This window comes from Escherichia sp. MOD1-EC6021, from assembly GCF_002965245.1.
Taxonomy (GTDB): Bacteria; Pseudomonadota; Gammaproteobacteria; order Enterobacterales; family Enterobacteriaceae; genus Escherichia; species Escherichia coli_F.
The window spans coordinates 19,711-32,556 of sequence record NZ_PTRU01000037.1 but is presented as its reverse complement, the minus strand read 5'-3'; the positions used below and the strand labels follow the sequence as shown (position 1 = coordinate 32,556).

Genomic DNA, 12,846 nt, shown 5'->3' with positions numbered 1-12,846 from the left:
GAGCGGTAGTTCAGTCGGTTAGAATACCTGCCTGTCACGCAGGGGGTCGCGGGTTCGAGTCCCGTCCGTTCCGCCACTTATTAAGAAGCCTCGAGTTAACGCTCGAGGTTTTTTTTCGTCTGTATGTTTATTGTTGCCATAATTGCAAAAATCCTCTGCATTTTATGCCCTTTTTCCGCAACAGTCTAAAGTCCATAATCATCTCAGTTAACGAACATAGCATTAAAAGAGGCATATTATGGCTATCCCTGCATTTGGTTTAGGTACTTTTCGTCTGAAAGACGACGTTGTTATTTCATCTGTGAAAACGGCGCTTGAACTTGGTTATCGCGCAATTGATACCGCACAAATCTATGATAACGAAGCCGCAGTAGGTCAGGCGATTGCAGAAAGTGGCGTGCCACGTAATGAACTCTACATCACCACTAAAATCTGGATTGAAAATCTCAGCAAAGATAAATTGACCCCAAGTCTGAAAGAGAGCCTGCAAAAATTGCGTACCGATTATGTTGATCTGACGCTAATCCACTGGCCGTCACCAAACGATGAAGTCTCTGTTGAAGAGTTTATGCAGGCGCTGCTGGAAGCGAAAAAACAAGGTCTGACGCGTGAGATCGGTATTTCCAACTTCACGATCCCATTGATGGAAAAAGCGATTGCTGCTGTTGGCGCTGAAAACATCGCTACTAACCAGATTGAACTCTCTCCTTATCTGCAAAACCGTAAAGTGGTTGATTGGGCTAAACAGCACGGCATCCATATTACTTCCTATATGACGCTGGCTTATGGTAAGGCACTGAAAAATGAGGTTATTGCTCGTATCGCAGCTAAACACAATGCGACTCCGGCAAAAGTGATTCTGGCGTGGGCTATGGGGGAAGGTTACTCGGTAATTCCTTCTTCTACTAGACGTGAAAACCTGGAGAGTAATCTTAAGGCACAAAATTTACAGCTTGATGCCGAAGATAAAAAAGCGATCGCCGCACTGGATTGCAACGACCGCCTGGTTAGCCCGGAAGGTCTGGCTCCTGAATGGGATTAAGCCTCTCTGACAGCTCCTCTGGGAGCTGTTTTTACATGCTCGCTAAGGAAATCGATAAAAGCCCGGATGCGCGTACTTACCGCACGGTCGCTGTAATAGACTGCACTGAATGGCATTTCCACTGGCAACACTTTGTCTGCCATTAACTCCACCAATTCTCCGCGAGCGATTTCTCTGTCGATCATATAGTCGGACAAACACGCAATCCCGTTGCCACTCAGGCAAAGCTGTTTCAGCGTTTCGCCACTATTAGATGACAAACTGTACTGCACTTCATGTAATTGCCCATCACTACAGGCTATTGGCCAGGTATTGAGAGACGCGGGTTCAGTGAATCCCAGGCAAACATGTTGCTTTAAATCGTCAATAGTTTCTGGCTTGCCGTAGCGGGCAATATAATCAGGGGAGGCGATAATTTTTCGATAACTGTTAAACAATGGCCTGGCACGTAAGCTGGAATCCGTTAACGTACCAGCGCGTATCGCGACATCCACTTTTCTTTCGATCAAATTAATAATCGTTTCGGAGGAGACTAGCGATAAAGTAACTTCCGGATAGCGTTCACGGAAAGGCTTAATTAACGGCATCAGAAAGTGCAGCACCACTGGAGTTGCGGCATCGATCCGTAACAGTCCACGCGGTGTATTACGCGTCTCCATAATTTCTGATTCTGCCGCTGCCATCTCCTGCAAAATTGACTGTACGCGGCGAAAATAACGCTCGCCTTCTTCTGTCAGGCTAAGTTGCCGCGTGGTCCGATTAAGCAGGCTAACGCCAAGTTTCATCTCCAGCTTTTTCACCGCCCGGCTTACCGCTGAGTTTGCTTGCCCTAATTGTTCCGCTGCCCGGCTAAAGCTGCCGCTTTCGACGACCGAAACAAAAATGGCGAGTTCTTCCGACGTGGCTTTCATTTTTGCTCCTGTTGCAAAATAGATGAGATATTTTGAATTTATTTGTCATTAAACCATCAGGATGCGTGATATGTCATCCGATTTAATGTTCTCAATAATGAGCAAATTTCTGACCGGTGTAAGCACTTGCTTACATAACAATATACAATTGCTCGTTGAAAGAGTGAGCTAAAATCCCTATAACAGTAGAACCCTCCCGAGTGCGGAAGGGTTGACGTAATAGAGGTTTCAAAGTCAAAAGTGCGAAAAAACACCTATGCCATGCGCTATGTTGCCGGACAACCTGCGGAAAGGATCTTACCGCCGGGGTCTTTTGCGAGCATCGGCCAGGCATTACCACCCGGAGAACCGTTAAGTACTGAAGAGCGTATTCGGATCCTGGTGTGGAACATATACAAACAGCAACGCGCTGAATGGTTGTCGGTATTAAAGAACTACGGCAAAGATGCGCATCTGGTGTTATTGCAGGAAGCGCAGACAACGCCAGAGTTAGTACAGTTTGCGACCGCTAACTATCTTGCCGCCGATCAGGTACCCGCTTTCGTACTGCCACAACATCCTTCTGGCGTAATGACCCTTTCGGCGGCGCATCCAGTGTATTGCTGCCCGTTACGTGAACGAGAACCCATTTTGCGTCTGGCGAAGTCGGCACTGGTGACGGTCTATCCATTACCTGACACCCGCCTGTTGATGGTGGTTAATATACACGCCGTCAACTTCAGTCTGGGCGTAGATGTTTATAGTAAGCAGTTACTTCCTATTGGTGATCAGATAGCTCACCACAGCGGCCCGGTCATTATGGCAGGAGATTTCAATGCCTGGAGCCGTAGAAGGATGAACGCGTTATATCGCTTTGCGCGGGAAATGTCGCTGCGCCAGGTGCGTTTTACCGATGATCAGCGCCGTCGGGCGTTTGGTCGCCCGCTCGATTTTGTTTTCTACCGTGGTCTGAACGTCAGCGAAGCTTCTGTACTGGTTACGCGCGCTTCCGATCACAATCCGCTACTCGTTGAATTCAGTCCCGGCAAGCCTGATAAATAAGGTATGTCAGGTCTGCCACAGGGCAGACCAACGTTTGGCGCTGCCCTTTTTAATCAAATAACAAAAGGACAGCGCAATGACAACACAATCCCACCATGACCACGTAGAAAAGCAGTTTAGCTCGCAGGCCAGTGAGTATTTAACCAGTACCGTACATGCATCCGGGCGAGATTTACAGCGCCTGGCGGTGCGTCTGGCTGATTATCCTGATGCAAGTGTACTTGATATGGGCTGCGGAGCAGGGCATGCCAGCTTTGTCGCTGCGCAGAACGTTAGCGCGGTGGTGGCGTATGACTTATCTGCCCAAATGCTGGATGTCGTGGCACAAGCTGCTGAAGCCCGGCAACTGAAAAATATCACTACCCGCCAGGGTTATGCCGAAAGTCTGCCATTTGCCGATAACGCATTTGATATTGTTATCAGCCGTTATTCTGCCCATCACTGGCATGATGTTGGTGCAGCACTGCGTGAAGTGAATCGGATATTGAAACCTGGCGGTAAGCTGATTGTGATGGACGTAATGTCTCCGGGTCACCCAGTGCGCGACATCTGGTTACAGACGGCAGAAGCATTACGCGATACCTCACACGTACGAAACTACGCCAGCGGTGAGTGGTTGACGTTAATCAATGAAGCCAATCTGATAGTTGATAATTTAATTACAGATAAGTTACCGCTGGAATTTTCTTCATGGGTCGCGAGAATGCGTACGCCAGAAACGTTAGTAGACGCTATTCGCGTTTACCAACAGAGCGCATCGACAGAGGTGAAAACGTATTTTGCCTTGCAGAATGATGGCTCTTTCACCAGTGATATCATCATGGTAGAAGCACATAAAGCAGCATAAATAAAAAGGCACCGGGGGAATCGGTGCCTTTTTATTATCTGGTTTGTCAGGAATCTGGCATGTTGTTGTTTTTCACAAACAACGTCAGCTTATCGCCTGGTTGCAGATTCGCAGTGTCGCTGTTCCAGCGCATCACATCTTTGATGTTCACGCCGTGGCGTTTAGCAATGCTTGAAAGCGAATCGCCTTTGCGTACACGATACGTAATGCTATCGCTGTTGTTTGCCAACCGCTGTGCGCTACTACCTGCGCCAATCGTCAAACTTTGGCCTGCTTTCAGCTTAGATCCCCGCAGTTTGTTCCACTGCTGCAAATCTTTGGTGCTTACGCCGAGACGTGAAGCGATGCTTGAAAGCGTGTCGCCAGAGCGTACGGTGTAAACACGGCTGTTAAGCGGCGTATTGTCGGCAACCAGTGTCGACTGTACGGCAGCAATTTCGCCAGAAGCCAGAGATTCACGCAGTTGATCTGCATGCTTCTTTGGCACCATCACGTACTGCGGGCCACTTGCGCCCAGCGTGGAGCCTTTCACGCCAGCGTTGAATGTCTTCAGCTTGCTGACGGAAATCCCCGCCATATCTGCAACCTTCGCCATTTCAACCGGGCTGCTCAGGTGCACACGCGCCAGAGCACGGCTTTCATCAGTCGTTGGCAGACGTATACCATAACGCTTGCTGTTTTTGAGAATATCACTCAATGCCAGCATTTTAGGCACGTACTGCTTCGTTTCCTGCGGCAACGGTAACGACCAGAAGTCCGTGGATTTCCCACGCGCTTTGTTCGTTTTAATTGCCTTCATGACCCGACCTTCGCCGCTGTTATAAGCCGCTACGGTCAGAAGCCAGTCGCCGTCAAACATCTTGTTCAGACGCTGCATCATGTTCAGCGCGGCAGTCGTTGAAGCAACAACATCGCGACGCGCGTCATAATTGCGGGTCTGTTTCAAACCATAATTGCGCCCCGTGCTCGGAATGATCTGCCAAATACCTGCGGCATTGGCGCCAGACGTCGCGTGAGGATCAAAAGCGCTCTCCACTATGGGTAGTAGTACCAGTTCCATAGGCATGTTACGTTTTTTAACTTGCCCGGCTATCCAGTACATATACGGCTCTGCCCGTAAAGTTACATCGTGGAGATAGCTCTTATTGCGTAAATATTTCTGTTTCTGTTCGCGAATCCGGTCATTTTCCGGAATTCCCATCTTTAGCTCGTCGCCAATGAAAGCCCACAAGTCACCATCTGGCGCGATAGACGTCCCATCGTCCATCCATCGTGCCTGACTTGTAAACTTTGCTGCTTCCCCTTGACCAGCTGCAGAAAGGCTCTGTGCGTGCTGTTGAACGTTGCCGGTACTCTGGCAACCCACGAGCAGGACAGAGGCGAGTAATATCGCTTTTGCCTTCATGTGTGTGTCAATAGTTGCTTAAAAGACGACCGATCATAACGGCGAACGGAGCCGATGACAAGAAAGTTTTATCAGAACCTATCTTTCTTTGACCTTAACCATGCAAAACGCTCTTCAGGTTGTTGCAATAATGTTTCTTCATTAATTACATTAATTAAATCAATATCTTCCGTTCTTAAAAAAACATTAATTTGCCGCTCATTTTTCAGAATTACGGGTAGTGTTATTTGATTTTTTGCCCGTAACTCCTTAACTTTACGATAATAATCATTTATGGACAAATCGTGCGGAAGAATACTCAAAGCAAACTTCATATTTGATAACGTATATTCATGAGCACAACATACCAATGTATCGTCAGGTAACGCACTTAACTTTTTAAGTGATTGATACATTTGTGATGCTGTCCCTTCAAACAACCGACCACAACCACCAGAAAACAGTGTGTCGCCGCAAAATAGATAAGGTTTACTGAAGTAACAGATATGTCCTAAAGTGTGACCCGGCGTAGCAATTACACTAAATTCATGCCCCAAAACGAAGGCAGTTTCGCCATCTTTGACTACCTGTGTTGTTCCCTTATCTTGTGTCTCTTGTGGACCATACACCACAATTTGCGGAAACTTTTCCACCAGTTCTTTTACGCCGCCAACGTGATCGTGGTGATGGTGGGTGAGAAATATGGCCTCCGGTTGCCAGTTATTGGCGGCAATGGCGTTTAATACTGGCTCTGCGTCTCCGGGATCGACAATCAGGCAGCGACCTGCTTCATCATTCAAAACCCAGATGTAATTGTCATCAAAGGCGGGAATACTGTTAAGATTCATAGATTACCTCTCAGTGTGAAACGGAAGGTTGTGATGAAACCGGCAAGAGTCCCTCAAACTGTCGTGGCTCCTGATTGCTGGGGCGATTTGCCCTGGGGAGAGCTTTATCGCAAAGCGCTGGAGCGCCAGCTCAACCCGTGGTTCACTAAAATGTATGGTTTTCATCTGCTTAAGATTGGCAATTTAAGCGCAGAAATCAATTGCGAAGCGTGCGCGGTTTCTCATCAAGTGAATGTTTCTGCGCAAGGAATGCCTGTCCAGGTGCAGGCGGACCCACTTCATCTTCCTTTTGCCGATAAATCCGTTGATGTTTGTCTACTGGCACATACATTGCCGTGGTGCACCGATCCGCATCGATTATTACGTGAAGCCGATCGGGTATTGATTGATGATGGTTGGTTGGTCATTAGCGGCTTCAATCCCATCAGTTTAATGGGATTACGCAAACTTGTGCCGGTATTGCGAAAAACCTCACCCTATAATAGCCGGATGTTTACTCTGATGCGGCAGCTGGACTGGCTCTCTTTGTTGAATTTTGAAGTGTTACACGCCAGCCGTTTCCACGTTCTCCCGTGGAACAAACACGGTGGAAAACTATTGAATGCGCATATTCCTGCGCTTGGTTGCTTACAACTTATTGTCGCCCGGAAACGGACTATTCCTTTAACGCTAAATCCGATGAAACAGAGTAAAAACAAGCCACGAATTCGCCAGGCGGTTGGAGCCACCCGGCAATGTCGTAAACCACAGGCTTAAACTTCGACTTGATAGCCCGTATCTTCCAGTGTGGGATTCATCGCTGCGGCACGAGCCAGTTCATCGCAACGTTCGTTTTCCGGGTGTCCGGCATGGCCTTTAACCCATTCCCATTTGATTTGATGCTGCCCCAGCGCAGCATCAAGACGTTGCCAGAGATCGACATTTTTTACTGGTTTTTTGTCTGCTGTTTTCCAGCCACGTTTTTTCCAGTTATGGATCCACTGGGTGATACCCTGGCGGACATACTGGCTGTCGGTACTCAAAATGACTTCGCAATGTTCTTTTAACGCCTCCAGCGCGACAATAGCGGCCATCAACTCCATACGGTTGTTGGTGGTGCGGGTGTAGCCAGCGCTAAAGGTTTTCTCGCGTCCGCGATAGCGTAAAATAGCGCCGTAACCCCCGGGTCCAGGATTACCCAGACACGAACCATCGGTGAAAATTTCTACCTGTTTAAGCATCTCTGGTAGACTTCCTGTAATTGAATCAACTGTAAAACGACAAGTCTGACATAAATGACCGCTATGAGCACTGCAATTACACGCCAGATCGTTCTCGATACTGAAACCACCGGTATGAACCAGATTGGTGCGCACTATGAAGGCCACAAGATCATTGAGATTGGTGCCGTTGAAGTGGTGAACCGTCGCCTGACGGGCAATAACTTTCACGTTTATCTCAAACCCGATCGGCTGGTGGATCCAGAAGCCTTTGGCGTACATGGTATTGCCGATGAGTTTTTGCTCGATAAGCCCACATTTGCCGAGGTAGCCGATGAGTTCATGGACTATATTCGCGGCGCTGAGTTGGTGATCCATAACGCAGCGTTCGATATCGGCTTTATGGACTACGAGTTTTCGTTGCTTAAGCGCGATATTCCGAAGACCAATACCTTCTGTAAGGTCACCGATAGCCTTGCGGTGGCGAGGAAAATGTTTCCCGGTAAGCGCAACAGCCTCGATGCGTTATGTGCCCGCTACGAAATAGATAACAGTAAACGAACGCTGCACGGGGCATTACTCGATGCCCAGATCCTTGCGGAAGTTTATCTGGCGATGACTGGTGGTCAAACGTCGATGGCTTTTGCGATGGAAGGAGAGACACAACAGCAACAAGGTGAAACAACAATTCAGCGCATTGTGCGTCAGGCAAGTAAGTTACGCGTTGTTTTTGCGACAGATGAAGAGCTTGCGGCACATGAAGCCCGTCTCGATCTGGTGCAGAAAAAGGGCGGAAGCTGCCTTTGGCGGGCATAAATACCTGTAAAAGGCGCTAAAAATAGCGACTTGGGCGATTTTTGCAGCAAACGATTCAAAAGATGAGAAAAACCATTGACGAAGGGTGAGGCAATCCGTAATATTCGCCTCGTTCCCAACGGAACACTACGCGGAGCGGTAGTTCAGTCGGTTAGAATACCTGCCTGTCACGCAGGGGGTCGCGGGTTCGAGTCCCGTCCGTTCCGCCAAATTCACTCATGAAAATGAGTTCAGAGAACCGCAAGATTTTTAATTTTGCGGTTTTTTTGCATTTAAATCCCGCTATTTCTCTGTTCAATGATTTTACTCTGGCGTAAGTGCGTAACTCTCGCTTGTTGTCTCATTTATTAAAATTCAATAATGATATCGAACCATTCAACTTAAATATATTTTTAGAGAATAATTTTATATTGATTAAATGAATGTATATTTCATGTTGATTTTGTTTGTTATTATTTAAGTGGGGTATATAATTAGAGTCCGTTATCAGTGCTAAATATTCTAATCATTATGACAGGCGAGGGAGTGTCCGATTATGAATTCAAAAAAGGTTTGTTGCATATGTGTATTATTCTCGCTGCTTGTAGGATGTGCCTCTCAATCTTCTATTGATGAAAAAAAGAAAAAAGCTCAAGTTACACAAAATAATATTAATAAAAACATTCCCCCGCAACTGACAGACAAAGATTTATTCGGTAATGAAACCACTCTGGCTGTATCCGAGGAGGATATTCAGGCTGCGCTTGAAGGAGATGAGTTTCGTGTGCCTCTCAATTCTCCCGTAATACTTGTCCAGTCTGGCAGTCGCGCACCGGAAACCATTATGCAGGAGGAGATGAGAAAATATTATACTGTTTCCACATTCTCTGGTATCCCGGACAGGCAAAAGCCTCTGACTTGTAACAAAAATAAAGATAAAAATGAGAACGAGGATGTTGCCAGTGCTGAAAATATAAACTGGATGCAGGCATTGCGTTTTGTGGCTGCGAAAGGGCATCAGAAAGCGATTATTGTTTACCATGATACGTTGCAGACAGGAAAATATGACTCTGCGCTGAAATCAACAGTATGGTCCGATTATAAAAATGAAAAACTGACTAACACAATCTCACTGCGCTATCTGGTGCGATTCACGCTGGTGGATGTAGCTACAGGTGAGTGGGCTGCCTGGTCGCCGATGAATTATGAATATAAAGTGCTTCCACCATTGCCCGGCAAGAATGAAGCCAGTACGACTGATATGACAGAGCAGCAAATCATGCAACTTAAGCAAAAGACCTATAAAGCGATGGTAAAAGATTTGGTTAACCGCTATCAATAATAAATTATATCTGCCGGCAGGGATTTCTGGCGGCAATAATACAAAATTCTTTGCATAAGAAATTTTTTCCTGACAAAGATAGTGCAAAAAAGGACATGGAATCCGGAGTTAAAAACTGTTTGTTTTATAATATTTAACTGCTTAATCTTCCTTGTGAGAAATATAATTATTATTACATTCCATGCCATTTTTAATATAGATTGCTCCTGGGAAAATCCCCGTGTTATTACCGCAGAGGTGATAATTAGCATTGACATATCCTGTGACAAAAGGAGCTATTAAAGGTGCTATTACGATAGCTATTAGTAAAAATATAAGAGTTAGCTGTATTGTTATGTTTGTGGCGAAATTGATTACCTTTGTTTTTTTTATTAAGAATGATTTTATTATCGTTAGTAAAATTACATGAATATTTAACAAGGAAAACGATATGAAACCGAAGAATAGAATCAACATTCTCCAATCATAAAATATTTCCGTGGAGCCTTTTATTATTGAGTATAGAGGTTTAATTCCGGTAAAAAACAAAGAAGCATTGAATGCAGGGAAAAATAACATGGCTATAAAAAACATCGAAAGAAACTCTTTCAATTTAACATGTAAACACATAGTTAATCCTCATATCACGGGGGGGGTGTTAAGAACATACATAAATGGAGTCATGTTTTCCCTTTTCCATTTATCAAGTTCCTGTTGCTGTTTTAGTCCATCTCTAATTGCATCTTTTAATTTTTCTGATAAATGGTATTGAGCATCGATTTCATTTAAAACAACTGTACACACTATCCCTGTAAGTAAAATTGCTCCTCCTACAAGAATTACTGGAAGGCCAAAACTAAGACAGGCAAAAGAAGCCAGGCTTCCAATAGCGGTTGCAACACCGCCTGCAATCACTGCTTTGGCCACATCCATTGAAAAATCACCAAGAAAATTAACCAGATCTCGCTCTGAACTCATAATAAATTCTATGGTTCTCCAGGCTACTGAAAACCAGATACAGAACTTAACTCCTTTTATTGATTCAGATAAAGCTCCTCGCCAGCCAATAGCGAGCTCCAGAACTTGAGGCGCTCGTGAAGAGAAAATATATTTACCGAGCTTTTCTAAAAGCCAGGGGCTGGATGTTGTGATTTTTATATATTTCTCTCCAAGTATTTCAAAGTAACTTGCTTTTGTATACTTTAAGGTATTAAGGTTAAATATAATTTTCCCATTTTCATCAAACTCAGTCATTAATTTACCCACGTTAACTAACCAGGCTAGTGTATCTTTTATACCTGAAGGATGTGTAGTGATAAAATGAATGTAATCAAATGATGTTATTGGGCTGAGTATTTTTTTGCAACATCAAATGTCAAAAGAATAACATGATGAGTGTTCTGACGCCTTAACTCATCAATGAGTGGGATGTCGTTAAGATAAGGGTGCTGAGGTACTAGCTGGTTTATCGGCTGAGACCCCCGAAGAATGTCACCCACATAATCAGCCCACTGTGCATTCTGTGTGTTGTTATTATTCCTTAAACCAGCCATTTATCTCTCCGTAATAGTAAGTTATTATGTTATTACAGTATGTTACTGTACACGATCCTGCCATTTACTCATTGCATTCGTACCGGCTAACGTATGCTCCCAGGAAATATCTTCATAAATAAAGGCAACTCTCTCCTGTGGCTCCAGTTCTTTTTCCAGGACAGCATGCGGTGTGACAAAATCAATACTTGATATTCGGGCTTTTGACAGATTTATTTTATAATAAGGCTGGTAAATACCCGCTTTACTGGTTCGGTAGAGTATAAATTCACATGTTACCATTTTTTCATTGTCACTAAGTGCTTTTGCCAGCAATGGTGAGGATTTATCAACCGGTTTGGTGATAATTAATTCATGATGATTGACATTTTGACTTCTTGAGATGGAATGCATTAACGCATAAACCATGATCTGATCTTTATGTTCTGGCTGCGCTTTGTTTCCGACAGAATCAAGCGTTGAGCAACCCGCTGAAATCAGCCCTTGTGTCTCTCCACTCAAAGATAAATAACTCATATTTGCCATGATAATCTCCTTTAATTAAATAATTATTTTTCGGCCGTGGTCCCGGTTGCCGCCTCTGGCATGACGTTATTCTTCAGCAGCAGCCAGCGGCTTAACACGCCTTCGAGTCGCTCATTAATTTGTTTTTCCAGCGCATCTGTATTCTGCTTCTGCGCACGGGCATCCTGGTACTGCGTCAGCAGAGATTCCACAGGCGTTTCCTGCCCCAGCCCCCGCTCCGCCTGCCAGATGACATTTTTGATATAGGAAAGGGTTAATCCCTCTTTCTCGCGCTGCATCACGAGATCTGCAAAAGCATGTAAGTCCTGGCGGGTCTGCAACCAGCCACGCAACTGTGGGCTACTCTGTGCGCGGGTTTTGAGTGCTTCATTCCATTGTGTCGAGGCCTGCTGCTGTTGCAGGCTTTCCGGCCAGCGACTGTCGGCAACACGCATCATCTGCATTCCGGTTTCCAGCGGTTGTACCGGGGAGACGCCAAGAAGCTGTTGCAGCCTGCGCTCATAGTTTTCGAGTTCAGGTGAGGCCATCCACACCGTTGCTGCGCCCTGAGCTGTGTCGTTAACCTGTAACAGTTGCTGCTGCACCGGATAGACCTGCCACCACCACAATGCTGAGGCGACAGCCACTGAACAGACGATCCCTGCGATAAACCCTCTTACCGTACTGCCTTGCTTCATCACACTGGCCTGTGGGGGATTTTCTGACAGACTGCGCACTTCCACTTTCATCTCAGGCAGGTCGGGCAGGGGAGGCACTACCGCTTCTGGCGTGGAGGAAGCCATTGTTTCCGGGGCATAAATCAGCGTTCTGACCGTAGTCTGTGAGGTGTTCTCGGCGTTACTCTTCGGCTGGGGTTCAAGCCGTTTACGCGTGTTCTGCATAAAATAGAGCAGATTCTCCACGCGCGGAACGCGCTTCAGCTCTACCTGCTGGAGTTTGTCGCAGATAAGCTGCAATGCCCGCTCCGTGCGGTAGATCAGTGGTAGGTCGGATTCCACAAAGGAGATTTGCTGACGCAGAATATTGCCGGTTCGGGAGTTAAACCAGTCCAGCATTTCAGTACGCGCCGGGCCGCCCTGCGGCCAGAACTTATCCCAGTCGTGGCTTACCATTGCCGCCAGCAGTTCCGCACCTTCGCAAAAGCCCGCCAGTCCCTGTGTCCGTGTCCGTGCAAGCGTATAGTAGGTGGCGGTGTGTAAATCCACACCGTTAGCTTTAAAAATCGCCAGCGCCAGCGACTCCACCAGTTTCCAGTTCAGCTCAGGCTGTGACGGGTGGCTGGCTTTGTTTATTTCCTCGCGGATGGCGCTGAATTCCGGCAGCCCGCGCGGGTCACTGCCGGTAACGATAGTTTGTGTCAGTACGTTACTATTCATCCCT

Annotated in this window: 13 protein-coding genes, 1 tRNA gene and 1 pseudogene; 7 read left to right on the top strand and 8 right to left on the bottom strand. The window is 46.2% G+C overall.

Annotated features, from left to right (window positions below; all coding sequences use genetic code 11):
• Nucleotides 1-238: 238 nt before the first annotated feature.
• Complete coding sequence (gene dkgB / locus BEB54_RS24575; protein WP_032183266.1) at nucleotides 239-1,042, top strand: 2,5-didehydrogluconate reductase DkgB; 804 nt, start codon at nucleotides 239-241, stop codon at nucleotides 1,040-1,042.
• Here dkgB and yafC read toward each other — a convergent pair.
• Nucleotides 1,039-1,953, bottom strand: coding sequence for a DNA-binding transcriptional regulator YafC (gene yafC / locus BEB54_RS24570; protein ID WP_032183268.1), 915 nt, complete (start codon nucleotides 1,951-1,953; stop codon nucleotides 1,039-1,041). The two genes, dkgB and yafC, sit on opposite strands and share 4 nt — an antisense overlap.
• Before the next feature lie 240 nt (nucleotides 1,954-2,193).
• Between yafC and BEB54_RS24565 the strand changes: the two genes are divergently transcribed.
• Together BEB54_RS24565 and BEB54_RS24560 are read left to right on the top strand one after the other, a co-directional pair.
• Nucleotides 2,194-2,994: an endonuclease/exonuclease/phosphatase family protein gene (locus BEB54_RS24565; protein ID WP_001230983.1), complete on the top strand. Its 801-nt coding sequence runs from the start codon at nucleotides 2,194-2,196 to the stop codon at nucleotides 2,992-2,994.
• A gap of 76 nt (nucleotides 2,995-3,070) precedes the next feature.
• Entirely contained in the window at nucleotides 3,071-3,841 is a 771-nt protein-coding gene (locus tag BEB54_RS24560; RefSeq protein WP_032183270.1) for a class I SAM-dependent methyltransferase, read from the top strand.
• Between the two features lie 46 nt (nucleotides 3,842-3,887).
• On the opposite strand, the gene mltD is transcribed toward BEB54_RS24560, so the two are convergent.
• Both mltD and gloB read right to left on the bottom strand, forming a co-directional pair.
• Entirely contained in the window at nucleotides 3,888-5,246 is a 1,359-nt protein-coding gene (gene mltD, locus BEB54_RS24555; RefSeq protein WP_032183271.1) for a murein transglycosylase D, read from the bottom strand.
• A 71-nt stretch (nucleotides 5,247-5,317) separates the two neighbouring features.
• Nucleotides 5,318-6,073 (bottom strand): hydroxyacylglutathione hydrolase, encoded by a 756-nt coding sequence (gloB, locus tag BEB54_RS24550; RefSeq protein ID WP_001052715.1) that lies wholly within the window; start codon nucleotides 6,071-6,073, stop codon nucleotides 5,318-5,320.
• Nucleotides 6,074-6,106: 33 nt separating this feature from the next.
• Here gloB and BEB54_RS24545 point away from each other — a divergent pair, with 33 nt between their 5' ends.
• On the top strand, nucleotides 6,107-6,829 hold the full coding sequence (locus tag BEB54_RS24545; protein WP_001295200.1) for a class I SAM-dependent methyltransferase: 723 nt from the start codon (nucleotides 6,107-6,109) through the stop codon (nucleotides 6,827-6,829).
• On the opposite strand, the gene rnhA is transcribed toward BEB54_RS24545, so the two are convergent.
• Entirely contained in the window at nucleotides 6,826-7,293 is a 468-nt protein-coding gene (rnhA, locus tag BEB54_RS24540) for a ribonuclease HI (RefSeq protein ID WP_000917883.1), read from the bottom strand. The two genes, BEB54_RS24545 and rnhA, sit on opposite strands and share 4 nt — an antisense overlap.
• 63 nt (nucleotides 7,294-7,356) lie before the next feature.
• Here rnhA and dnaQ point away from each other — a divergent pair, with 63 nt between their 5' ends.
• From dnaQ to BEB54_RS24520, 3 genes are all read left to right on the top strand, one after another.
• Entirely contained in the window at nucleotides 7,357-8,088 is a 732-nt protein-coding gene (dnaQ, locus tag BEB54_RS24535) for a DNA polymerase III subunit epsilon (protein WP_001308374.1), read from the top strand.
• 132 nt (nucleotides 8,089-8,220) lie between these two features.
• Nucleotides 8,221-8,297 (top strand) — tRNA-Asp (locus tag BEB54_RS24525).
• Between the two features lie 326 nt (nucleotides 8,298-8,623).
• Nucleotides 8,624-9,409 (top strand): hypothetical protein, encoded by a 786-nt coding sequence (locus BEB54_RS24520; protein ID WP_105277812.1) that lies wholly within the window; start codon nucleotides 8,624-8,626, stop codon nucleotides 9,407-9,409.
• Nucleotides 9,410-9,550: 141 nt separating this feature from the next.
• On the opposite strand, the gene ykfM is transcribed toward BEB54_RS24520, so the two are convergent.
• From ykfM to BEB54_RS24495, 4 genes and pseudogenes are all read right to left on the bottom strand, one after another.
• Nucleotides 9,551-10,018: a protein YkfM gene (gene ykfM / locus BEB54_RS24515; RefSeq protein ID WP_105277811.1), complete on the bottom strand. Its 468-nt coding sequence runs from the start codon at nucleotides 10,016-10,018 to the stop codon at nucleotides 9,551-9,553.
• A 9-nt stretch (nucleotides 10,019-10,027) separates the two neighbouring features.
• Nucleotides 10,028-10,941, bottom strand: a pseudogene (locus BEB54_RS24510) (hypothetical protein).
• Nucleotides 10,942-10,983: 42 nt separating this feature from the next.
• Nucleotides 10,984-11,466, bottom strand: coding sequence for an Hcp family type VI secretion system effector (locus BEB54_RS24500; protein WP_105277810.1), 483 nt, complete (start codon nucleotides 11,464-11,466; stop codon nucleotides 10,984-10,986).
• A gap of 23 nt (nucleotides 11,467-11,489) precedes the next feature.
• Nucleotides 11,490-12,842, bottom strand: coding sequence for a VasL domain-containing protein (locus BEB54_RS24495; RefSeq protein ID WP_105277809.1), 1,353 nt, complete (start codon nucleotides 12,840-12,842; stop codon nucleotides 11,490-11,492).
• Nucleotides 12,843-12,846: the final 4 nt, after the last annotated feature.

Excerpts from the sequence above, each read along its gene's own strand:
- dkgB (WP_032183266.1), top strand. The coding sequence starts at position 239 with ATGGCTATCCCTGCATTTGGTTTAGGTACTTTTCGTCTGAAAGACGAC.
- yafC (WP_032183268.1), bottom strand. The coding sequence starts at position 1,953 with ATGAAAGCCACGTCGGAAGAACTCGCCATTTTTGTTTCGGTCGTCGAA.
- BEB54_RS24560 (WP_032183270.1), top strand. The coding sequence starts at position 3,071 with ATGACAACACAATCCCACCATGACCACGTAGAAAAGCAGTTTAGCTCG.
- mltD (WP_032183271.1), bottom strand. The coding sequence starts at position 5,246 with ATGAAGGCAAAAGCGATATTACTCGCCTCTGTCCTGCTCGTGGGTTGC.
- gloB (WP_001052715.1), bottom strand. The coding sequence starts at position 6,073 with ATGAATCTTAACAGTATTCCCGCCTTTGATGACAATTACATCTGGGTT.
- BEB54_RS24545 (WP_001295200.1), top strand. The coding sequence starts at position 6,107 with ATGAAACCGGCAAGAGTCCCTCAAACTGTCGTGGCTCCTGATTGCTGG.
- rnhA (WP_000917883.1), bottom strand. The coding sequence starts at position 7,293 with ATGCTTAAACAGGTAGAAATTTTCACCGATGGTTCGTGTCTGGGTAAT.
- dnaQ (WP_001308374.1), top strand. The coding sequence starts at position 7,357 with ATGAGCACTGCAATTACACGCCAGATCGTTCTCGATACTGAAACCACC.
- BEB54_RS24520 (WP_105277812.1), top strand. The coding sequence starts at position 8,624 with ATGAATTCAAAAAAGGTTTGTTGCATATGTGTATTATTCTCGCTGCTT.
- ykfM (WP_105277811.1), bottom strand. The coding sequence starts at position 10,018 with ATGTGTTTACATGTTAAATTGAAAGAGTTTCTTTCGATGTTTTTTATA.
- BEB54_RS24500 (WP_105277810.1), bottom strand. The coding sequence starts at position 11,466 with ATGGCAAATATGAGTTATTTATCTTTGAGTGGAGAGACACAAGGGCTG.
- BEB54_RS24495 (WP_105277809.1), bottom strand. The coding sequence starts at position 12,842 with ATGAATAGTAACGTACTGACACAAACTATCGTTACCGGCAGTGACCCG.